General features: G+C 62.3%; 22 protein-coding genes and 1 pseudogene. 14 read left to right on the forward strand and 9 right to left on the reverse strand.

All coding sequences use genetic code 11. The features are described from left to right. Positions 1-32 precede the first annotated feature (32 nt). The gene (locus ACQ4LH_RS01885) at positions 33-833 is read left to right on the forward strand and encodes a lipase family protein (RefSeq protein WP_430695674.1); all 801 of its coding nucleotides are present in this window, start codon (positions 33-35) and stop codon (positions 831-833) included. Here ACQ4LH_RS01885 and ACQ4LH_RS01890 read toward each other — a convergent pair whose 3' ends face one another. From ACQ4LH_RS01890 to argH, 6 genes are all read right to left on the reverse strand, one after another. After that, positions 834-3,689 carry a class I adenylate cyclase gene (locus ACQ4LH_RS01890; RefSeq protein ID WP_430695675.1) on the reverse strand — a complete coding sequence of 952 codons (2,856 nt, stop codon included), beginning with the start codon at positions 3,687-3,689 and terminating at the stop codon, positions 834-836. 177 nt (positions 3,690-3,866) lie between these two features. Beyond that, positions 3,867-4,112, reverse strand: a complete 246-nt coding sequence (locus tag ACQ4LH_RS01895; RefSeq protein ID WP_430695676.1) for a TIGR02647 family protein — start codon at positions 4,110-4,112, stop codon at positions 3,867-3,869. A gap of 177 nt (positions 4,113-4,289) precedes the next feature. Next, a complete protein-coding gene (locus ACQ4LH_RS01900) occupies positions 4,290-4,559 on the reverse strand; it encodes a hypothetical protein (protein ID WP_430695677.1) in 270 nt (89 codons plus the stop codon). A 23-nt stretch (positions 4,560-4,582) separates the two neighbouring features. Then, complete coding sequence (locus ACQ4LH_RS01905) at positions 4,583-5,062, reverse strand: N-acetyltransferase family protein (protein ID WP_430695747.1); 480 nt, start codon at positions 5,060-5,062, stop codon at positions 4,583-4,585. A 7-nt stretch (positions 5,063-5,069) separates the two neighbouring features. Beyond that, positions 5,070-5,312, reverse strand: coding sequence for a hypothetical protein (locus ACQ4LH_RS01910; protein ID WP_430695678.1), 243 nt, complete (start codon positions 5,310-5,312; stop codon positions 5,070-5,072). A 31-nt stretch (positions 5,313-5,343) separates the two neighbouring features. Continuing rightward, on the reverse strand, positions 5,344-6,738 hold the full coding sequence (gene argH, locus ACQ4LH_RS01915) for an argininosuccinate lyase (protein WP_430695679.1): 1,395 nt from the start codon (positions 6,736-6,738) through the stop codon (positions 5,344-5,346). Positions 6,739-6,992: 254 nt separating this feature from the next. On the opposite strand from argH, the gene ACQ4LH_RS01920 reads away from it, so the two are divergent. The 8 genes and pseudogenes from ACQ4LH_RS01920 (at position 6,993) to rsd (ending at position 14,456) form a co-directional block, all read left to right on the forward strand. Next, positions 6,993-8,075, forward strand: coding sequence for a sensor histidine kinase (locus tag ACQ4LH_RS01920; protein ID WP_430695680.1), 1,083 nt, complete (start codon positions 6,993-6,995; stop codon positions 8,073-8,075). Beyond that, positions 8,072-8,818 carry a LytR/AlgR family response regulator transcription factor gene (locus ACQ4LH_RS01925; protein WP_339411541.1) on the forward strand — a complete coding sequence of 249 codons (747 nt, stop codon included), beginning with the start codon at positions 8,072-8,074 and terminating at the stop codon, positions 8,816-8,818. Before ACQ4LH_RS01920 ends, ACQ4LH_RS01925 begins: the two co-directional genes overlap by 4 nt. 223 nt (positions 8,819-9,041) lie before the next feature. Further along, positions 9,042-9,980, forward strand: coding sequence for a hydroxymethylbilane synthase (gene hemC / locus ACQ4LH_RS01930; RefSeq protein WP_430695681.1), 939 nt, complete (start codon positions 9,042-9,044; stop codon positions 9,978-9,980). Positions 9,981-9,991: 11 nt separating this feature from the next. Continuing rightward, positions 9,992-10,732: pseudogene (locus tag ACQ4LH_RS01935) on the forward strand (uroporphyrinogen-III synthase); the annotation flags it as partial. Between the two features lie 33 nt (positions 10,733-10,765). Continuing rightward, positions 10,766-11,974 (forward strand): uroporphyrinogen-III C-methyltransferase, encoded by a 1,209-nt coding sequence (locus tag ACQ4LH_RS01940; RefSeq protein WP_430695748.1) that lies wholly within the window; start codon positions 10,766-10,768, stop codon positions 11,972-11,974. Beyond that, positions 11,971-13,221: a heme biosynthesis HemY N-terminal domain-containing protein gene (locus ACQ4LH_RS01945; protein WP_430695682.1), complete on the forward strand. Its 1,251-nt coding sequence runs from the start codon at positions 11,971-11,973 to the stop codon at positions 13,219-13,221. Before ACQ4LH_RS01940 ends, ACQ4LH_RS01945 begins: the two co-directional genes overlap by 4 nt. A gap of 22 nt (positions 13,222-13,243) precedes the next feature. Further along, positions 13,244-13,786, forward strand: coding sequence for a DUF3833 domain-containing protein (locus tag ACQ4LH_RS01950; protein WP_430695683.1), 543 nt, complete (start codon positions 13,244-13,246; stop codon positions 13,784-13,786). Positions 13,787-13,982: 196 nt separating this feature from the next. Next, positions 13,983-14,456: a sigma D regulator gene (rsd, locus tag ACQ4LH_RS01955; protein ID WP_090378059.1), complete on the forward strand. Its 474-nt coding sequence runs from the start codon at positions 13,983-13,985 to the stop codon at positions 14,454-14,456. 12 nt (positions 14,457-14,468) lie between these two features. On the opposite strand, the gene ACQ4LH_RS01960 is transcribed toward rsd, so the two are convergent. Further along, on the reverse strand, positions 14,469-15,113 hold the full coding sequence (locus tag ACQ4LH_RS01960) for an FKBP-type peptidyl-prolyl cis-trans isomerase (protein ID WP_430695684.1): 645 nt from the start codon (positions 15,111-15,113) through the stop codon (positions 14,469-14,471). Positions 15,114-15,238: 125 nt separating this feature from the next. Between ACQ4LH_RS01960 and ACQ4LH_RS01965 the strand changes: the two genes are divergently transcribed. Further along, a complete protein-coding gene (locus ACQ4LH_RS01965) occupies positions 15,239-16,162 on the forward strand; it encodes an AlgP family protein (RefSeq protein WP_430695685.1) in 924 nt (307 codons plus the stop codon). On the opposite strand, the gene ACQ4LH_RS01970 is transcribed toward ACQ4LH_RS01965, so the two are convergent. Then, positions 16,159-16,623 (reverse strand): TIGR02444 family protein, encoded by a 465-nt coding sequence (locus ACQ4LH_RS01970; RefSeq protein WP_430695686.1) that lies wholly within the window; start codon positions 16,621-16,623, stop codon positions 16,159-16,161. The genes ACQ4LH_RS01965 and ACQ4LH_RS01970 overlap by 4 nt on opposite strands. Positions 16,624-16,673: 50 nt before the next feature. Here ACQ4LH_RS01970 and ACQ4LH_RS01975 point away from each other — a divergent pair, with 50 nt between their 5' ends. The 4 genes from ACQ4LH_RS01975 (at position 16,674) to rhtB (ending at position 20,658) form a co-directional block, all read left to right on the forward strand. Beyond that, positions 16,674-18,584 (forward strand): ATP-binding cassette domain-containing protein, encoded by a 1,911-nt coding sequence (locus ACQ4LH_RS01975; protein ID WP_430695687.1) that lies wholly within the window; start codon positions 16,674-16,676, stop codon positions 18,582-18,584. Between the two features lie 29 nt (positions 18,585-18,613). Beyond that, entirely contained in the window at positions 18,614-19,168 is a 555-nt protein-coding gene (locus ACQ4LH_RS01980; protein ID WP_430695749.1) for a mechanosensitive ion channel domain-containing protein, read from the forward strand. Between the two features lie 5 nt (positions 19,169-19,173). Beyond that, on the forward strand, positions 19,174-19,941 hold the full coding sequence (locus ACQ4LH_RS01985) for a TerC family protein (RefSeq protein WP_430695688.1): 768 nt from the start codon (positions 19,174-19,176) through the stop codon (positions 19,939-19,941). A gap of 87 nt (positions 19,942-20,028) precedes the next feature. Further along, positions 20,029-20,658: a homoserine/homoserine lactone efflux protein gene (gene rhtB / locus ACQ4LH_RS01990; RefSeq protein WP_430695689.1), complete on the forward strand. Its 630-nt coding sequence runs from the start codon at positions 20,029-20,031 to the stop codon at positions 20,656-20,658. A gap of 15 nt (positions 20,659-20,673) precedes the next feature. On the opposite strand, the gene ACQ4LH_RS01995 is transcribed toward rhtB, so the two are convergent. After that, positions 20,674-21,447 carry an SDR family NAD(P)-dependent oxidoreductase gene (locus tag ACQ4LH_RS01995; protein WP_430695690.1) on the reverse strand — a complete coding sequence of 258 codons (774 nt, stop codon included), beginning with the start codon at positions 21,445-21,447 and terminating at the stop codon, positions 20,674-20,676. Between the last annotated feature and the right edge of the window lie 119 nt (positions 21,448-21,566).

Consider the following 21,566-nt stretch of genomic DNA (forward strand, 5'->3'; position numbering starts at 1 on the left):
TAGAGCTAAGCCAATCTCGGCATGGAGGCCGTATGTCCAGTCTATCCCTGTACTTTCCCCAAGGTTTTGACCTCTATCGCGCGCTGCAATGCGCGCAGTTGGTCAGTTTCGCCTACGACCAATACAGCCAGTGGCAAGCCCAGCAGCGCCCGCGGCGGCCCCAGGATTTCACCTGGCAGCCGCCTACGTTGCCCGGCTGGGGCTTTTCCGCGCCAATCTGGAGCGTGCTCAGCGAGCTGCACTTTCTCAACGAGTCGGAACCCTTCGGCTTTGCTGCGCGTGATCCGCAGGGCGAGGTCTATCTAGTGTTCCGTGGCACTGACACGGTGCAGGACTGGCTGGATGATCTGGATGCCGATCAGCGCGCCTACCCCTGGCAGTCTGGCCTGGGCAATGTGCATGACGGCTTTCTCAAGCTCTACACCTCACTGCGCGACCAGGCTTTGCAGGCCGTAGATACTCAGCAGCCCAATGGGTCGCTGTGGGTGTGCGCGCACAGCCTGGGTGGTGCGCTATCCAGTTTGGCGGTGCTGGATATGCGCGAACGCTGGCCGGACTTGCCCTTGCAACACTACAGCTTTGCCAGCCCACGCCTGGCCGCCCCGGATTTTGCCGCGCACTACAACGGGCTGCAGGTGCCGACCTTCCGCGTGGTGAATGACAGTGATCTGGTGCCGCAGGTGCCGCCGGGAGTGACCGGCAAGTGGCTGTACCAACACCTGGGGCTGGCAGTGACCTTCAGCGCCAGCTACGCCTCGGTGGGTGACAATCACAGCCTGGCCGGTTGTTATCTGTACGCCTTGCAGAACCCGCAGGCGCCGATGCGTGGCTGATCAGGCCTTCTGCAGTGCCTGATTCAGCGCCGCTTCCAGGCGACTTTTGTAGCGCAGGTAATGCACGCTCTGCATATGCCCTTCGCCGAGTACCGCGGACAGGTCGAGGTCGGTGATATAGCAGGGGTAGCGCGCGCCATCGCGGCGTTGCGCGAGGATGTGCTGGGCGACCGCGGCGAACAGGTCGCCGGCGTATTCCAACTCGGAAAATTCGCGGTGATTACAGTAGAGGGTGACGTGCGAGCGCTTGCCATCGGCCGGCTCGACGATGGCCTGCACGTCATAGAACGGGTGGCTGATCGGTGACAGCGGCGGCGGCCGGCGCTCCAGGCGCTGGGCGCGCAGCGGCGCATCCGGCAGTACCTGGTAATACAGCACTTCCAGCGGCTGATGCGCCGGCAAGTTATCCAGCGGCAGTAGGGCGTTACGCCGGTACAGCACCGATTGCAGAAAACGTTGCAGCGGCGTTAGCAGGCTTTGTTCATCACGGAACGGCATCTGCTGGCGCCACAGGGCGTTGTGCTCGTCGAGCACGCTCAGTTCGGCCGTAGCGCTGCCTTCGTTCAGCCGGTAGAACACCTGAATGCACTGCGGTCGCCCGACGGGAAGAATCAGCGCCAGGTCTTCACCTTCCAGAGCGCTACGATCCAGATGCAGCTCGCTGTAGCCGGGCAGCTCCTCGCCCAGATGGTCGATCAGGGTAGGCAGGTCTTTCAGGCTGGTGTGGCTGACGTGGCCGGGCTTCAGTTCGAGCACGTGGTAGTGCTGCTTGATCTGCAGCAGGTAGCGGTTGGCCTGTTCGCTGCTGAAGCTGCCGAGGGTTTCGCGGAACAACTCTTCGACCCGCTCGGCAATTGCCGTGGCGCGGTTGCGGCAGAAGCAGCGCACGCGCAGGTTGGGCTTGCGGCCGCTGGCGGGCAGGGCGTTGAGGAAGTCGCGCAGGCAGTCGAGCAGCGCATGCGGGCCGTCATAGCGGGTCACCAGCAGCTCGTTCCAGCTGTTCAGCGTGACCTGATCGATGGTCAGAATCAGGTTCTCGCGCACCCCGGAATAGCCCAGCGCATCGGTGCGCTCGGTGGTCATGTGCATGTTCATCTGGCTGAACTGCTTGAGCGGATCGATGCCGACGTTGACCAACAGCAGCACTTCGCCGGGTACGCTAGCGCTGAGCAGAGCCGCTTCATCTACTGCCGGCAAAGGCAGCGGCACCGCCTGCTGCAGGCTGCTGAGCAGGTTGGACAGCTCGTATTCGGTCAGGTCGCTGGAGCCTGGGTGCAGCGACAACCGCGTGCTGTTGTCGATCACCCCATTGCGCTGGCACCAGGCGAGCAGTTCGATCAGCTCGCGCGAGCGCTTGAGCGGCGAGAAGTCTTCCAGGTCCTGGGCGTTGACGCTGCCGCTGTAGAGCGCCCACAGCGTTTCATTGGGCTCATCCGGGCTGGGGCTCTGCGCCAGGGTCAGGGTGTCTTCGGCGAGGTCCGGGGCGATGCCCGGGTTGATAAATTCGATCTTGCCGGCCTTGCGCTCGAAGGCGGCGTACAGGCGGCGGCCGAGGATGCCCAGATCGCGGCTGTTGAGGGAGCTGCCTGCATGTTCGCTGCGGGCAAACTCGGAGAGAAAGCGGTAGCTGTAGGTCAGCTCGTTGACCAGCATGCGCCGTTCGGCGCTGACCTGGCGCACCTTCCACTGGCTGCGGCTATCGAGCATTGCCAGCTGGCGGCTGTCCCAGTTCCAGTCGCGGGTCAGGCGCTCCAGCAGCAGGCGTTGCCAGCTCTTGCGGTTGTTGCGCGGTGGACGGCTGAGCTTCTTGTCGACCTTGAGGTACAGACAGCGGCGGATCAGCTCCAGGCGCTCGTGCTCGCCACGGGCCTTGAGGTATTCCTCCAGGCGCCGGTAGACCACGATATAGGGGTCGAGCTCGTCGACGTCGAGGCGATTGGCGAACACTGCCTGTTTGAAACGCAGCGACAGGCATTCGACCTTGGGGTGTTCGCTGGCGTAAACCTCGGTAAGCAGCAGCTTGAGCACCGACTTGTAGGGTGACTCGATGCCCTTGAACAGTTGCCACATACCGGCGCCGATAAATTCTTCCGGCGGTATGCGCGCCAGGTGGCCGAGGTCGAGCACGTCCTCGGCGCGGATAAAGCGCTTGGCCAGCAAGGTGCTGGTGTAGTGCTGGTAGCGCTGCTCTTCATACACCGGCACCAACCACCACAGCGGCGTGCGCCCGCCGAGCCAGATGGCGGTGCGGTAGAACTCATCAAGCAGCAGGTAGTGCTGGGTGGTGCCGCAGTCGTCCGAGGTCAACTGCGCCTCGCGTTCGCCCTGGGTGAAGCGCGCCGGGTCGATCAGAAAGAAATGCGCCTCGGCGCCGAAGGTGGCCGCCCAGCTTTCCAGCAGTGCGCACTTCTTGTTCAGTTCATGCAGCTGTTGCGGGCTTAGATCGCTGGCGTGGCACACCCACAGGTCCATGTCGCTCTGTTCGGCCTGGGCCACGGTGCCCAGGCTGCCCATCAGAAACAGGCCGTGGATCGGCAGCGCCTGTTTGCCGCGATAGGGTTTGTAGGCGAACGAGCGGGTCAGGCGCTGCACTTCGGAGAGCAGTTCGTCGTCCGGCTCGAAGCCGCTGAGACCGGCCGGAGTCAGCCCGGAAACGTAGCCTGGAAGTAGCGGATGATTGACGTGGAACAGCAGCGGCAACAGCTTGAGCACCAGTTGCTGGCGCGTCGACAGCGCCTGCATGGCGCGTTGCAGACGGCCCTGGTTGAGTTTGAGAAAGCGCGCACGCAGCTGCGTCAGTACCTTGCGGTCGATACCGTCTTCAATGTCTGGGCGAATTTCCTCGGTACGGCTCATGCTCAGGCTCTGCAGGGCGGTGCGTGATCATGCCTTGCCAGGTGGCTGGCGGACGGCTGCGGATACAGGGTTATCGCCTGCGTCGCGGGCAGCTTGAGCAAGCCGCTGCAACGCAGGCTGGGTTGGCTTGGAAGCGGTTTTGATCTCGCTCTGGCTGGCGAGACTCGAGGGCGCTTCTCAGGCCGCTTCGGTCACATTGAGAATGGTCAGCAGAACTTGCGCGTGTTCGGCGGCATCCAGGCCCAGGCTGGTCAGGTATCCGCCGTCTGGCTGGTTGATCAGGCCTTTGGCATGCAGGCGTTTGGCGGCGGCAATCGCCGAGGGAGTGGCAGTGTGGTGAACCTTGATTCCTTCCTGAGTGGTGCCCAGGTTGTACAGCGCGAGGATTTCCAGTTCGGCAATCAGTTCGGGGGTAAAGGCCATAAGTACTCCAGCTTCTTGTTTTAGTGAGCTGCGGCCGGCGGCGGCAGCACCCGCTGCGGTAAATCGGCTGAAACAACAGGCAGCCTGCGAGGGCAGTGTAGTGAAGCCCCAGGCAGTCTGCTGTGACCTGATGCTGCCAGAAGTTGGCGTGCTGTGGGGTAAATTTTTCCGGGTTGGTTACGACGCCTGTTCGGGCAGCTCGGGCAAGGCGCGCAGGCCCTGCTCGTAGCGGGCGAGATCGAAGGGGCGGTCATCGCGCAGCATGACGTCGATTTCATCGGCCAGCACCAGGGCCATCAACTCGATGATCTCTTCGCGTTCGTAGCCGACCAGGCTCAGTTTGTTCAGCACCGCCTGGACGAAGGCCGGTTCACCGGCTTCCAGCTGGTTTTCGATGGCCTGGATCAGGGTGTCCTGGGCAAAATCTTCGTCTTCTTGCTCGCTCATGCGCGACTCCGGTAGATGGCTGTTCAGCCCTGGGCAAAATCCAGCAGGGCTTGGCCGGTAAGGCGGTAGATGGTCGATTCGTCCTGCGGGCGGGCGCCGAACGATTGGTAGAACTCAATGGCTGGCTGATTCCAGTCCAGCACGATCCACTCGAAACGGCCACAGTCCTTGGCCACGGCCAGTTGCGCCAGATGCCGCAGCAGGGCTTTGCCCGCGCCCGCACCGCGTTTTTCCGGACTTACATAGAGGTCTTCAAGGTACAGCCCGTGTTTGCCCAGCCAGGTCGAGTAGTTGAAAAAGTACACCGCATAGCCAATGGGCTGGCCCTCATGCTCGCAAATCAGCGCATGGGCGTTACTGTCCGAGCCGAACAGGCTTGCCTGGATGCCGGCCACATCGGTTTTTACCTCATGCTCGGCGTTATCGTAGATCGCCAGATCGGTGATAAAGCGCAGGATCAGGGCAGCGTCTTCGGCAGTAGCGGTGCGGATATGCAGGGGCATGGGGTACTTAGCCATAGCGAAAAATCAGAAGAGTTAGCGGTAGGCCGACCACACAAAGAAAGCCGAAGGCGCTGACCCAGCTACAGCGTGGGTCCAGCGGATCGGACACGCGTAATGGCAGGCGCGGATAGCGGCCCAGCGTCAGTAGACGCAGAACCAGCCAGCCGCTGGCGTAGAAGAGGTAGCCGAAAACCAGCTCCAGTACGACCTCTGCCAGGACAGACAGGCCGCGCAGTACCAGCTCGAACATGGGACGTCCCTTTCCCTTGGTGAGTTGACGATCAGCGCGTCGTCAGCAGTTCTTTGCCGCGCACAACAGCGGCGCGCACCTGATTCGGTGCGGTGCCGCCGATATGGTTGCGGGCATTTACCGAGCCTTCCAGGGTCAGCACGGCAAACACGTCCTGTTCGATCTGTTCGCTGAACTGGCGCAGTTCTTCCAGGCTCATCTCGGCCAGATCCTTGCCGGACTCGACGCCGTATTTCACCGCATGACCGACGATTTCGTGACAGTCACGGAACGGCAGGCCCTTGCGCACTAGGTAGTCGGCCAGATCGGTTGCGGTGGAGAAGCCGCGCAGCGCCGCTTCACGCATGATCGCGTGCTTGGGCTTGATCGCCGGGATCATATCGGCAAAGGCACGGAGGCTGTCGCGCAGGGTGTCGGCGGCGTCGAACAGCGGTTCTTTGTCTTCCTGGTTGTCCTTGTTGTAGGCCAGCGGCTGGCCTTTCATCAGGGTCAGCAGGCCCATCAGCGCGCCGAACACGCGGCCGGTCTTGCCGCGTACCAGCTCGGGTACGTCGGGGTTTTTCTTCTGCGGCATGATCGAGCTGCCCGTGCAGAAACGGTCCGGCAGGTCGATAAACTGGAATTGCGCGCTGGTCCAGAGCACCAGTTCTTCGGAGAAACGCGACAGGTGCATCATGGCAATCGAGGCGGCGGCGCAGAATTCGATAGCGAAATCGCGATCCGACACGCCATCCAGCGAGTTGCCGCCAACGGCGTCGAAACCCAGCAGCTGAGCGGTAACTTCGCGCTGAATCGGGTAGGTGGTGCCGGCCAGCGCCGCCGAGCCCAGTGGCATGCGGTTGGTGCGCTTGCGGCAATCCACCAGGCGCTCGTAGTCGCGGCTAAGCATTTCGAACCAGGCCAGCAGGTGGTGGCCGAAGGTCACTGGCTGGGCGGTTTGCAGGTGGGTAAAGCCGGGCATGATGGTCTCGGCTTCACGCTCGGCCTGCTCCAGCAACCCCTGCTGCAGGCGGGTGATCTCGGCTAGGATCAGGTCGATCTCGTCGCGCAGCCACAGGCGGATATCGGTAGCCACCTGATCGTTACGGCTGCGCCCGGTGTGCAGTTTCTTTCCGGTGACGCCGATGCGGTCGGTCAGGCGCGCTTCGATGTTCATGTGTACGTCTTCCAGATCGACGCGCCAGTCGAACTGGCCGGCTTCGATCTCGCCCTGAATCTGCGTCAGACCGTCGACGATGGCATCGCGCTCGGCATCGCTGAGCACGCCGACCTTGGCCAGCATGGTCGCGTGGGCGATGGAGCCCATGATGTCGTGGCGATACAGGCGCTTGTCGAATTCGACGGAGGCGGTAAAGCGGGCAACAAAGGCATCGACTGGCTCGCTGAAGCGGCCGCCCCAGGATTGGTTGGTTTTTTCAGTGCTCATGGGCTTCGCTCGGCTGGTGCGCTAAAACGGGCTGGCCGCGCTGGGGCGGCCGGCAAGACGGGAAAGTGCGCCGATAATAACAGGCTGGCCGGCAAATTCGCCGCGTCGCTTTGTCGGTGGGCGCAGCTAGGCTGCAGTAGGGCAATGTTGCGCCGTTCACAGTTTTATCGCGGCGGGCGCATTTCGGTGCTTTATTTTGCCCGGTCGCAGCTGTCTATCTTGCTGCTGGGGCGGGTCACGCGGAAACTGCGGCGATGAAAATAAAAAGTGCTTTATCAGAAAAACAACCACCACTGGTCGATGACTTCTTTGTACCCGAGCTTTGTCAGCCAGAAGCCCTGCTGAGCATGGTGCTGCTGGCCGAGTTGCTGGTGCTGGTGCTGGTGTTGTCCGAACCGATGCTGCCGGGCTTCGATTGGGTGCGTCTGGCGCTGACTTCACTGTTTGTGCAATGGATCGTGCTGCTCTCGGCCGCCGTGCTGTGCCGCCTGCGCCCGTTGATGGCGCGCATGCCGGCAGCCACAGCCGGCGCCTTGTGCTGCGCGATTGTGGTCGCCCTGAGCCTGATCTGTACCGCCGTGGCGGATTATTACGAGCTGGGCGGGCCGTTGCCGCGTACCGGCGAGGTCAATCTGTACCTGCGCCATGCCTTGATCAGCCTGATCATGTCGGCGTTGCTGCTGCGCTATTTCTACCTGCAGAGCCAGTGGCGCAAGCAGGAGCAGGCCGAGCTGCGTGCGCGCATCGAATCGTTGCAGGCGCGCATTCGCCCGCACTTTCTCTTCAACAGCCTGAACAGCATTGCCAGCCTGGTGGTGATCGACCCGTACAAGGCCGAGCAGGCGGTGCTGGATCTGTCCGATCTGTTCCGCGCCAGCCTGGCCAAGCCCGGCAGCCTGGTGCCCTGGCGCGAGGAGCTGGAGCTGGCACAACGATATTTGTCGATTGAGCGCTATCGGCTCGGCGAGCGTCTACAGTTGCAGTGGGGGATCGTTGATGTTCCGGATGATCTACCGATTCCACAACTGACGCTGCAGCCCTTACTGGAAAACGCCTTGATCTACGGCATTCAGCCGCGTATCGAGGGTGGCTTGGTGCGGGTCGAGGCGAGTTATCACGAGGGGGTATTCCAGCTGTGCGTGAGCAATCCATACGAACAACTAGGCGAGCAGCCGCCGTCGCGCGGCACGCATCAGGCGCTGACCAATATCGATGCGCGGCTGGTGGCACTTTTCGGGCCGCGGGCCAGTCTCAGCGTAGAGCGCCGTGACGGACGCCACTTCACTTGTCTACGCTATCCTTGTGCGAGACCCAAGCAGGAAGCCCGTGCATTATGAATGTCCTGATTGTCGATGATGAACCCCTGGCCCGAGAGCGCCTGAGCCGTATGGTGGGCGAACTCGATGGCTATCGCGTGCTTGAACCCGCAGCCAGCAACGGCGAGGAGGCCCTGAGCCTGATCGACAGCCTGAAGCCGGATGTGGTGTTGCTGGACATCCGCATGCCCGGCCTGGATGGCCTGCAGGTGGCGGCCAAGCTGTGTGAGCGCGAAGCGCCGCCAGCAGTGATTTTTTGTACTGCCCATGATGAATTTGCCCTGGAAGCCTTTCAGGTCAGCGCGGTCGGCTATCTGGTCAAGCCGGTGCGTGCGGAAAGCCTCAGTGAGGCGCTGAAGAAAGCTGAACGGCCCAACCGCGTACAACTCGCTGCCCTGACCCGTCCTGCCGTGGACAGCGGTGGTGGCCCGCGCAGCCATATCAGTGCGCGCACCCGTAAGGGCATCGAGCTGATTCCGCTGGATCAGGTGATCTACTTTATCGCCGACCACAAATACGTGACCCTGCGTCATGCGGGCGGCGAAGTGCTGCTGGATGAACCGCTGAAAGCGTTGGAAGACGAATTCGGCGATCGCTTTGTGCGCATCCACCGCAATGCTCTGGTGGCCCGTGAGCGTATCGAGCGCTTGCAGCGCACCCCCCTTGGGCATTTCCAGCTGTTCCTCAAGGGTATGAACGAGGAAGCGCTGATTGTCAGCCGTCGGCATGTAGCCGGGGTGCGCAAACTAATGCACAACCTTTAGCGTTCTGGCTGGATCTGCTGCGCGTCGGCGATCCTGCGTTGGAAACAGGCTCGGAATGCTCATTTACAACAGTAAACTCCGCTTCCTCGCCTGTTTCCGCCTTGTCTCACTCTAGCTCGCAAGATCCGATACTGGTTGCTAAGGAGCTTTAGCTGCTAGGGTCGCAGGCCTGATCTGGGCCAGCCTGTTATTATCCCCGGCAGTTCGTTTTCTGGAATTGCCCATGTCTCGCGAAATCCGCATTGCCACCCGTAAAAGTGCCCTGGCCCTGTGGCAGGCTGAACACGTCAAAGCCCGTCTGGAACAGGCGCACCCTGGCCTCAAGGTCAGCCTGGTGCCCATGGTCAGCCGTGGCGACAAACTGCTCGACGCGCCGCTGGCGAAGATTGGCGGCAAGGGTCTGTTTGTCAAAGAGCTGGAAACCGCGATGTTGGAAAACCAGGCAGACATCGCCGTGCATTCGATGAAGGATGTGCCGATGGACTTCCCCGAAGGCCTGGGCCTGTACTGCATCTGCGAGCGGGAAGACCCGCGCGATGCCTTCGTCTCCAATACCTATGCCAGCCTCGATGCCTTGCCCGCCGGTAGCGTGGTTGGCACTTCCAGCTTGCGCCGTCAGGCCCAGCTGCTGGCGCGTCGTCCGGATCTGAAAATCCAGTTTCTGCGCGGCAACGTCAACACCCGTCTGGCCAAGCTGGATGCCGGTGACTACGACGCCATTATTCTTGCCGCAGCCGGGCTGATTCGCCTGGGTTTTGAAGAGCGCATCCGCTCCTCGATCAGCGCTGAAGACAGCCTGCCAGCGGGTGGTCAGGGCGCGGTGGGTATCGAATGCCGCACTGCCGACAGCGAAATCCATGCCCTGCTGGCGCCCCTGCATCATCGTGATACCGCGCTGCGGGTAACCGCCGAGCGCGCGTTGAACAAGCACCTGAATGGCGGCTGCCAAGTGCCGATCGCCTGTTACGCGGTGCTGGAAGGCGATCAGCTATGGCTGCGCGGGCTGGTCGGCCAGCCGGATGGTGGTTTGCTGCTGCGGGCGGAAAACCGTGCTCCGGTCGCGCAGGCCGAGCAGCTGGGTGTGCAGGTCGCTGAAGCCCTGCTGGCCCAGGGCGCTGCGGCCATTCTGCAAGCCGTTTACGGCGAGGCCGCTGCCGAGTGACGGGCTGGCGTGTGCTGCTGACGCGCCCGGCTCAGGAGTCGGCCGCGCTGGCGGCAACCTTGGCTGAGCAGGGCATCTACAGCAGCAGCTTGCCGCTGCTGGCCATCGAAGCGCTGAGCGAAAGTGCCGAGCAACGCGCCGCGCTTGCTGATCTGCAGCGCTACAGCGCAGTGATCGTGGTGAGCAAGCCGGCGGCGCGGCTGGCGCTTGATCTGCTGGATCGCTACCAAACGCCAGTGTCTGCCGAGCAACCCTGGTTCAGCGTCGGCGCGGCCACGGCGCAGATTCTCAGTGAACACGGTCTGCAGGTGTATTACCCCGAACAGGCCGATGACAGTGAAGCGCTGCTCGCCCTGCCACAGTTGCAGCATGCGCTGACGGCCGCCACCAACCCGCGGGTATTGATTCTGCGCGGCGAGGGTGGCCGAGAGTTACTGGCCGAGCGCTTGCGCGGCCAAGGCGTGCAGGTGGACTATCTGCCACTGTATCGCCGGGTGCTGCCGGATTACCCGCCGGCGGCGCTGGTCGAGCGGGTTCAGGCTGAACGCCTGAACGCTCTGGTGGTCAGCAGTGGGCAGGGCTTTGTGCATTTGCGCGAGCTGGCCGCCGACGCCTGGGCCGACCTGGCCCGGCTACCCTTGTTTGTACCCAGCCCGCGAGTTGCCGAGATGGCCCGTGCAGCGGGTGCGCAATTTGTTGTGGACTGCCGTGGCGCGAGTGCCGCGGCGTTGCTGGCAGCGTTGCAGGCGCAACCTGCCCCGATCTCTGACGCAAAGGATGGATACGTGAGCGAAGCAACTACTCCGAAAGAGCAAGCCCCGAAGGATCCCGACGTGAAACAACAGCAGCCGGCGCCGGTGGATGCCGCCGCTGCGAAGCCCGCTACGCCAGCACCTGCTGCGGGCAAACCGGCCTCGCGTGGCAACGGCCTGGCGCTGCTGGCCTTGCTGGTTGCGGCGGCTGGCGCCGGTGCGGGCGGTTGGGGGCTGTGGCAGTTGCAGGCGCTGGACGCTCGCGAGCAACAACAGTTGGGCCTGTTGCAGGAGGCGCGTAATGAAGCGCAAAGCCTGGCGCAGACCGGCAAGAAGTTGGAGGCGCGGCTGGATCAGCTGCCAAGCGTCGAGGAACTGGAAACCCGTCGCCGTCTGCTGACCCAGTTGCAGGGCGATCAGCAATTGCTCAACCAGCGTCTGGAAACCGTACTCGGTGCCAGTCGTCAGGACTGGCGTCTGGCCGAGGCCGAGCATCTGCTGCGTCTGGCCAGCCTGAGGCTGTCCGCGTTGCAGGACATCAACAGCGCTACCGCGCTGGTCCAGGCCGCCGATGAAATCCTCCATGAGCAGGATGACCCCGCCGCATTTTCCGCCCGCGAGCAATTGGCCAAGAGCCTGCAGGCACTGCGTTCGACCACTAACCCGGACCGTACCGGGCTGTTTCTGCAACTCGGCGCATTACGTGAGCAGGTGGCGCAACTCAATGCCCTGGCTCCGAGTTTCAGCGGCGAGGGTGGCGTGCTCAGCGAGCTGGCCGATGCAGGGGTGGTCGAGCAGCAATGGTGGCAGCGTGGCCTGCAAACCTTGTCGGAGTACTTCCGCATCGACTTCAACGCCGACCGCAATATCCGCCCCGTGCTCGCCGGCCAGAGCCTGACCCAGGTTCGCCTGGCCCTCAGCCTGGCGCTGGAGCAGGCGCAGTGGGGCGCGTTGCATGGTCAGAGCGAGGTCTATCGCCAGGCCTTGCAGCAGGCGCGTGAAGTGCTGGATGCGCACTTCGATGTGGACAACCCCAATAGTCGCGCCTTGCGTGCGCGCATTGACGAGCTGGCCGAACGGCCGATTGCGGTGACGCCGCCGGATCTCAGCCCGACGCTGAACGCCGTACAGGCTTATATGCAGGCCAAGCAGACGGCGCGCAGCCAGCAGAAGGTCGAAGCTGAGCCTGCGGCTGCGGCCACCGATGATGTCGAGGCTTCGTTGCAGGAGGCCCTGCAATGAAGCGCATCTACTGGTTGCTGCTGATTCTGGCGCTGGTGGCTGGCGTCGCCAGCCTGGTGCTGTTCGGTCTGCCGCTGGCTGAGCACAAGGGCTATGTGCTGATTGCCTTCCAGGGTTTCCGTTATGAATCCAGCCTGTGGGCTTTTGTCGCGCTGTTGTTGGTGGTTTGGCTGCTGATTTATCTGCTGCGGCTGAGCGTACGGCTGCTGGTAACGTCCGGCGGCTTGATCAATCCATGGTCGCGCTTGCACAGCCGTCGCCGCGTGCGTCTGGCGTCCGAGCAAGGCTTTCTCGATCTCGCCGAAGGCCGCTGGGCCCGTGCTCTGCGCCATCTGCAGCGCGCCGCAGTCGATGCACCGCAGCCGTTGAGCTATTACCTGGGTGCGGCCCGGGCTGCGCATCAGCTGGGGCATTACAACGACAGCGACGATCTGCTGGAGCAGGCCCTCAACCGTCAGCCGCAGGCAGAGCTGGCGATTGCCCTGCAACATGCCGAACTGCAACTGGCGCGCGGTCAGACCGATGCCGCGCTGGAAACCTTGCAGGTGATGCGCTCGCGTCATCCGCACCACCACCTGGTGTTGCGTCAGCTGCAGCAGCTTTACCTGCAGTCAGGCGATTGGGCGGGCCTGCTTGGGCTGCTGCCTGATCTGCGCAAGGAGAAAGCCCTGGGCAATGCCGAGCTGAGCGAGCTTGAGCGTCAGGCCTGGCGCGGTCGTTTGCTGCAGACCGGTCGCCAGACTGACGGCGACGCCCAGGCGGCGTTACTCGCGTTGCAACAAACCTGGCAGGCCATGTCCTCGGCGCAGCATCAGGAGCCCGAGTTGCTGGCGGTGTATGCCGAGCAACTGCGCCAGCTGGGTGCCGAAGCCGAGGCGGAAGAACTGCTGCGGCATTTTTTGAAGCAGCATTACGACACGGCCCTGGTGCGCCTCTACGGCTTGCTGCGTGGGCGTGATCTGGGTAAGCAGCTGCAGGTGGCCGAAGGCTGGTTGAAGCAGCATCCCGAGGATGCCGGTCTGCTGCTGACACTGGGTCGGCTGTGCCTGCATAGCCAATTGTGGGGCAAAGCCAAGGATTACCTGGAAAGCAGTCTGACCTTCCAGCGTCATCCGGAAACCTGCGCAGAGTTGGCCCGTCTGCTGGCGCAACTGGGCGAGCTGGAGCGCAGCAACAGCCTGTATCAGGAAGGCCTGCGTCTGCTCGATGCACGTCTGTGTACTCCGGCTTTGCCTGCACCGATCTGATCCCGTAGTGAGTGAGGTGTCTATGCGAATCTGGTTGATGCTTTGTCTGGCGGTGCTGCTGATCGGTTGCGCCGGCCCGCAGGTAAATGATTACGCCAATGAGCAGCCGCGTCTGGAACTGAGCGATTACTTCAACGGCGATTTGCAGGCCTGGGGCATGTTCCAGAACCGCTCCGGGGAGGTGGTCAAACGCTTCCACGTGGCCATGACGGGCACCTGGCAAGGCGATGTGGGCGTGCTCGACGAGCGCTTTACCTACAGCGATGGCACCACGGAACGACGCGTCTGGACCCTGACCAAACAGGCCGATGGCAGCTGGCGAGGCACTGCCGATGATGTGCAGGGCGAGGCGGTCGGGCAGGTTGCCGGCAACGCCCTGCATTGGCGTTACAAGCTGCGGCTGAAGGTCGACGACTCAACCTATGTGGTTGATTTTGATGATTGGATGTTCCTGATGGACGGCCAGGTGATGCTCAACCGGGCGCGTATGTCGAAGTGGGGCATTGATCTTGGCCAGGTCACCCTGAGCTTTTACAAGCCCGCTGCGGCTGAGAAGGCCGAGTAGCCGCCGGTTAAACGCTTGTATGAAATTTTCTCCCGCGCTGCCTTGAAGGCTTAGAGCTGCGGGAATAATCTGGCTCACAGATACCGCCGGAAAGTTGCCGTTTCACGGTTGTCTTCCCAGACCTTGCACGGACTGACAAAAATCTGTCTCGATGCGGGCGTACAACACTAATAGCAATAGGGAAGTAGAGGTCATCATGCTCGAGAGTTGTCAGAACGCCCAGGAACGTTGGGGTGGAGTTCACCTGCTGATCGACCGTTGGCTGCAAGAGCGCAAAGAGTTAGTTCATGCGTATGCCGCCATCAACAATTCACCGCAAGCGCCGAGCGCTAATGCCGAGGCATTGCAGCGCTTCTGCGAGATCCTTGTCGATTACGTATCCGCCGGCCACTTCGAGGTCTACGAACAGTTGACCAGCGAAGCCAAGGCCTTTGGTGATCAGCGTGGTCTCGATCTAGCCAAGCAGATCTACCCGCGTATCGAGGTGATTACCGAAGTGGCGCTGGCCTTCAATGACCGCTGCGACAATGGCGATTGCCACGACTCGGTATCCCTGCTCGATGAGCTGAAACGCCTCGGCCAGTTGCTGCACGAGCGCTTCGAGCTGGAGGACTGCCTGATCGAAGTCCTGCACAACGCCCATCAGGAACAGGCCGCGCCTGCCCTCTGATGAACTGACTCGTTACTCCTTGGTGTCGAGCAGTTCCAGCTCGAACACCAGGGGCGAGTAGGGTGGAATCAAATCCCCCGCACCTTCTTCGCCATACGCCTGAGCCGACGGAATCACCAAGCGCCACTGCGCGCCCACCGGCATCTGCTGCAACGCACTGCGCCATCCGGCGATCACGCTATCCAGGCGAAACCAATGCGCGGTCTGACTTTCGTCGAACTGACTGCCATCCGCCAGAAAACCTATATAGCGCACCTGAATGCGGTCTTTCGGGCCGGGTTTGCGGCCGCTGCCGGCGCGTAGCTCCTGCATCAGCACGCCATCCTGCAGTACGCGCACTCCGGCCTTGGCTTTCTCAGTAGCGAGGAAACGCTGCTCGGCCGTCTTGGCTTTTTCGATGCGTTCCGGCGCGTTGGCCAGTTGCGCTTCATGCTCGGCCAGCAGGCTTTCGATGCGCTTGGCATCCAGCGCCAGCGGCTCATTAAGGTAGGCCTGGCGTAAGCCATCGAGCAGGGCTTGCAGCTCCAGATCGGGCACCTCATCGCGCAGCCGTTCACCGAGTTTTACCCCCAAGCTATAGGCCAGGTCGTGGGAATGCTCGTGTGCTTGAGATAAGGGCGCGAGCAGGCAGAGCAGTAGCAAGGTGAAACGTGGCATGGGTGTTCTCCGGCCTAAGGTGCGCCGATTATGCCAGCCAGGCGTGCAAGCTCAATGCATGAGGTGGCAAGGCGGGTAAAAGGAGGTCTAGTATGACGCCATCTTCATCCGCCAGGAGGCGAGTCATGTCGGCTACAAAGAATGCAAAGAAGAAATCAGTGAGTACCCCGCTGCACCTGTTGCAGCAACTTTCCAGCAGCCTGCTTGAGCATCTTGAAGATGCCTGCACCCGTGCTTTGGTTGATGCTGAAAAACTGCTCGCCAAGCTGGAAAAACAACGCGGCAAAGCCCAGGAAAAACTGCATAAAGCCCGCAGCAAAATGCAGGATGCAGCGGTTGCCGGCAAAGCCAAGGCCCAGGCCAAAGGCAAAGATGCCGTGGCGGAACTTGAGCATCTGCTCGATACCCTGAAGGACCGTCAGAGTGAAACCCGCACCTATATCGCTGGCCTCAAGCGCGATGCGCAGGAAAGCTTGAAACTGGCCCAGGGCGTCGGCAAGGTTAAAGAAGCCGTAAGCAAGGCGCTGGACAGTCGCTCGACCAAGGCTGCTGCAGTTAAACCTGCTGCCAAGCCGGCCGCGACCAAAGCCCCGGCCAAGCCAGCGGCCAGCAAACCAGCGGCTAAACCTGCGACTAAAGCTGCTCCGCCAGCCGCCAAGACTCCGGCTAAAGCCCCCGCCAAACCGGCTGCCAAAGCCCCGGCCAAGGCCGCAAGCAAAGCGCCCGCCGCCGCAAAACCTGCAACCAAGGCACCCGCCAAACCTGCGGCGAAGAAACCAGCAGCGGCCAGCGCGGCCAAGCCTGTGGCACAGCCTGCCAAGGCAGCTGCTAAACCTGCAGTGAAGAAAGCGCCTGCGGCTAAACCCGCCAGCAAACCTGCGGCCAAGCCAGCTGCAAAACCTGCAGCTAAGCCGGTTGTGAAGAAAGCCGCCGCCAAGCCCGCCGCTAAACCGGCTGCTGCCAAGCCAGTGGTTGCCAAGGCTGCGGTTGCCGAAGCGCCTGCTGCACCTGCCGGCAGCAATGGCAGCACCCCGCCAAGCGCTGTTTAAGCGCTGAGTTGCGCCGCCGCGATGCGCAGCGTTTGCAGCGCATCGTGGTTGCCGGGCTGGGGAGCCAGGCTTTCCAGCCAATTCAGCTGCGCGTTCGCCGCGTGGCTTGACCAGTCCTGAGTGCAGGCCGCCAGGCGCTCCAGCTGCTCGCGTTCCGCCTCCAGTTCAAGCTGTTTGATCTGTTCACGTAATTGCGCCAGGGCATTATCGCTCTGCGCCAGCTCGCGCCAGCTCTGGCGCAATTGGCGTAGCGGCACCACCACCTGCTGTTGCCAGGGCTGCGCCAGATTTTTCAGCGTCGTGACGCGTTCGTCGCTGCATGCGATCTTGCGGGTTTCCAACCAGGCGGCGCAGAGCAACACGCACACGTCTGCCCCTTGTGTTTGCAGCAGCAGACACGCGGCCTCGACGCCAGGGCGTTGATACAGTGCTTCGGCGAATCGCCACAGGTCAGTAGGCATGGTGCTTTCCGGGTTTCTCTAAAGGGACTCTGGTAGACTCCGCCGCCATTATGATCCGACTCCAGAACCTGACTTTACAGCGTGGCCCTCAGCGTCTGCTAGAAGACGCCGAGATGACCCTGCACCCCGGCCACAAAGCCGGCCTGATCGGCGCCAACGGCGCCGGCAAATCCAGCCTGTTTGCCCTGTTTCGTGGCGAGCTGAGTGCGGACGCGGGCGACTGCCTGATCCCCGCCGATTGGCGCGTTGCGCATATGCGCCAGGAGATCGATGCGGTCGAGCGCCAGGCGGTGGACTATGTGCTCGATGGCGACCTGCAACTGCGCAAGGTGCAGGCCGAACTGGCCGTGGCCGAAGCTGCGCATGACGGCGCCGCCGTGGCGCGCCTGCACACCGAACTGGATACCCTCGACGGCTACAGTGCCGATGCCCGAGCGCGCAAGCTGCTCGCTGGCCTGGGTTTCGACAGTACGCAGATGGATCGCCGTGTCGGCGACTTCTCCGGCGGCTGGCGTATGCGCCTGAACCTCGCGCAGGCGCTGATGTGCCCGTCCGACCTGCTATTGCTCGACGAGCCAACCAACCACCTCGACCTCGACGCGATTCTCTGGCTGGAAAGCTGGCTGAAAGGTTACCCCGGTACCTTGCTGCTGATCTCCCATGACCGCGATTTCCTGGATGCCGTAGTGGACCACGTTGCCCACCTCGATCAGCAGAAACTGACCCTCTATCGCGGCGGTTATTCGGCCTTCGAGCGTACCCGTGCCGAACGTCTGGCGCAGCAGCAACAGGCGTACGAGAAGCAGCAAGTGCAGCGCGCGCACATGGAAAAGTACATCGCCCGCTTCAAGGCCCAGGCCACCAAGGCGCGTCAGGCGCAGAGCCGGATCAAGGCGCTGGAACGCATGGAAGAGCTGTCGGCGGCGCATGTCGATTCGCCCTTCGACTTCAGCTTCCGTGAGGCCGACAAGATCTCCAGCCCGCTGCTCAGCCTTAGCGAAGGCCGCCTCGGTTATGGCGACAAGGTGGTGCTGGAGAAGGTCAAACTGAACCTCGCGCCCGGCGCGCGCTTGGGTCTGCTCGGGCCGAACGGTGCGGGCAAGTCGACCCTGATCAAGAACCTGTCGAACGAACTGCAGCCCATCAGCGGCCATCTGCAACGTGGCGAGAACCTGGTGGTCGGCTACTTTGCCCAGCATCAGCTCGATGCTCTGGATGACAAGGCCAGCCCGCTGCTGCATTTCCAGCGCCTGGCGCCGACCGAGCGCGAGCAGACCCTGCGCGACTTCCTCGGCGGTTTCGACTTCCGCGGCCCGCGCTGCGACGAGCCAGTGCTGAATTTCTCCGGCGGTGAGAAAGCCCGTCTGGCCTTGGCTCTGATTGCCTGGGGCAAGCCCAACCTGCTGTTGCTCGACGAACCGACCAACCACCTCGACCTGGAAATGCGCCTGGCGCTGACCATGGCGCTGCAGGAGTTCAGCGGTGCAGTGGTGGTGGTGTCCCACGATCGCCATCTGCTGAAAAGCACCACCGACGAGTTCCTCCTGGTCGCCGATGGGCAGGTGCTGCCGTTCGACGGTGATCTGGAAGACTACGCCCGCTGGCTGGTGGATTACCGCACGCGGCAGGCGCCGACGAGCGGTGGCGAGAGCAATCCGGATAAAGCCGACAAGCGTGTGCAGCGCCAGGCCGCTGCCGCGCTGCGTCAGCAATTGGCGCCGCACAAGCGCGAAGCCGACAAGCTGGAGAAAGAGCTGGGCCAGCTGCACGAGAAACTCGCTGCCGTCGAAACCCGCCTGGGTGACAGCGACATCTACGAAGCCGCGCGCAAGGACGAGCTGCGTGACGCCCTGGCCGAACAGGCCAAGCTGAAAAGCCGCGAAGCCGATCTTGAGGAGCGCTGGATGCTCGCGCTGGAAACCCTCGAAGCCCTGCAAGCCGAGCTGGAGGCCGCCAGTTGAATATCGCCCTGCCGACCCTGGAATGGCTGATGACCTGGCAAGAGCCGTTGCTGCGCACCGGTCAGATTATTCTGATTGTGCTGCTGGCCTGGCTGTTCCAGCGCATCCTCACCCGCGGCATCACCCGACTCGGCAAACGCTACCCGCAGCTGCCAGCCGAATTGCTGATGCCCCTGCGCGGTCTGCTGCGCTGGTTGATTGTGGGTAGCGCATTCATGCTGGTGCTGGAACGCCTGGGGGTGTCCGCACAGGTGCTGTGGGCCGCGCTTACCGGCTTTGCGGCAGTGGCTGCAGTCGCCTTCTTCGCGATCTGGAGCGTGTTGTCAAACATGTTCTGCGCGTTGCTGATCTTCGCCATGGGGCCATTTCGCATCGGCGAATGCGTCGAAGTGCTGGAAAGCGCCGACAAGCCGGGAGTGCGCGGGCGGGTGGTGGCGATCAATCTGTTCTACACCACCCTGGAAGATCTCAGCGGTGATGCACCTGGCGCCTGGGTGCAGATCCCCAATAGCCTATTTTTTCAAAAAGCCGTGCGCCGCTGGCGCAGTGGCGACATCCCACCTGTACGTACTAGCGAGATTTAATCCCTATGGAATGGCTGGCCAGCCCTGAACTCTGGGTCGCGTTTCTGACCCTGACTGCCCTGGAAATTGTCCTGGGCATCGACAACATCATCTTTATCTCGATCCTGGTCAGTCGTCTGCCCAAGCATCAGCAACCCAAGGCGCGCTTCTTCGGCCTGGCGTTGGCGATGGGCACGCGGATTCTGCTGCTGCTGTCGATCAGCTGGGTGATGCGCCTGACGGCCGACCTGTTCCATGTGTTCGATCAAGGCTTCTCCGGGCGTGACCTGATCCTGCTCTTCGGTGGTCTGTTCCTGTTGTGGAAGAGCACTGCCGAGATCTTCCACAGCCTGGAAGGCGAAGAGGAAGTTCAGGCCGCCGGCGGCAAGGCTTACGGCTTTATGGGCATCATCGTGCAGATCGCGATCATCGACATCGTCTTCTCCCTCGACTCGGTAATCACTGCGGTCGGCCTGGTCGACAACGTGCCGGTCATGGTCGCGGCCATCGTCATCTCGGTGATTGTGATGATGCTGTCGGCAGGCACCATCAGCGACTTTATCGACAAGCACCCGAGCCTGAAAATACTCGCCCTGTCGTTCCTGATCGTGGTCGGTACCGTGCTGGTTGCCGAAGCCTTCGGCGTGCATGTGCCGAAGGGTTATGTGTACTTCGCCATGGCCTTCTCGCTGGCCGTGGAAGCGGTCAATATCCGCATGCGCGTGGCCCGCGCACGTGCCCGCAAGGAAGCAGAGCCGGCGCCGGTGCAACTGCGTAAAGACCTGCCGGACTGATCGACAGGCTGGGCGCGGTAACTGACAAGGGGTAGGCTAGATGGCCTACCCCTTTTTTATTCCGCTGTCTGTTAATGGAGACGTGCCATGGCACTGGAAACCTGGCTTGCATTCTTTGTGGCCTGTTGGGTCATCAGCCTGTCGCCGGGCGCGGGGGCGATTGCTTCGATGTCCGCCGGCTTGCAATACGGCTTTCTGCGCGGCTACTGGAATGCCCTGGGCCTGCAGCTGGGCCTGGCTTTGCAGATCGCTATCGTGGCCGCCGGTGTCGGGGCGATTCTGGCAGCGTCGGAATTGGCCTTCAGCCTGATCAAGTGGTTTGGCGTGGTCTATCTGGTGTACCTCGGCTATCGCCAGTGGCAGGCGCTGCCCAGTGATATGACGGCGCAAACCGAACGGCCCATCGGCCGGCCGCTGACCCTGGTGCTGCGCGGTTTCCTGGTCAACTTTAGCAACCCCAAGGCGATTGTCTTTATGCTCGCGGTGCTGCCGCAGTTCCTCAATCCACAGGCGCCGCTGCTGATGCAGTACCTGGTGATGGGTGTGACCATGATCTGTGTCGACCTGATCGTTATGGCCGGCTACACCGGCTTAGCCGCACGGGTGCTGGGCGCGCTGCGTTCACCACGTCAGCAGAAGCTGATGAACCGCACATTCGGCGCGCTGTTTGTCGGTGCGGCGGCACTGCTGGCCAGTGTGCGCCGCGCCCCGGTCTGATCTTCGCCAGTATAGCTACCAGGGAATCGGTTGGCCGTCCCAGCCCCAGAAGCTGCCAGTCTGCGCCGGACCGTGCTGCTCAATCTGCGCCAGCAGGCACTCGGCTGAATAGCTCGGGGTAAACAGCTTGTCTGCCGGCACATTGGCCTGAAAGGGTTTCGACAGTTCGGTGTCGGTCGTACCAGGATGCAGGCTGAGCACGCAGCTGTTTGGGTTAAGGCGGCTCAGCTCGATGCTTGCAGTGTGCAACAGTTGGTTTAGCGCAGCTTTGCTGGCGCGGTAGCTGTACCAGCCGCCGAGGCGGTTGTCGCCAATCGAACCGACCCGCGCCGACAGCGCCGCCACCGTGCAAGGATGCTGACCGCGTAGCAGCGGCAGCAGGTGCTTGAGCAGCAGGATCGGTGCAAAGCTGTTGCGCTGAAAGGTCGCCAGCAGTCCCTCAAGATTGATCTGCGCCAAACCCTTCTCGGCCTTTGCCGCGCCGTCCTGCAGTACACCAACCGTGCACAGCAGCAGATGCAGACGCGGAATGGCAGCGCGCAAATGCGCGGCCAGCTTGCTCAGCGCCTGTTCGTCGCACACATCCGCGTCCAGACAGTGCAGGCGTTGGCCGTATTGCTCTTGCAGCTCAAGCAGGCCGGGCGCCTGACTGGCCTGGCGGGCGATGGCCCAAACCCCGGCGACATCGGTGCGGGCGAGCAATTGTGTGGTCAGCGCCAGGCCAATCCCCCGGCTGGCGCCACAGACCACGACATGCGCCGGTTCTTCCAGGCGTTGCCAAAAACTCATCGCATCACTCCTGCGCCGTTGCGACGATCCGTCGCGGGCCATGGTCGATCAGTGGTTGAGGAAAGTCGTTAGGAGGGTAACAATCTAATGTCATCCATTCGTATTTGGGATCAACTCCT

The organism is Pseudomonas peli, from assembly GCF_050563605.1.
Taxonomy (GTDB): domain Bacteria; phylum Pseudomonadota; class Gammaproteobacteria; order Pseudomonadales; family Pseudomonadaceae; genus Aquipseudomonas; species Aquipseudomonas peli_A.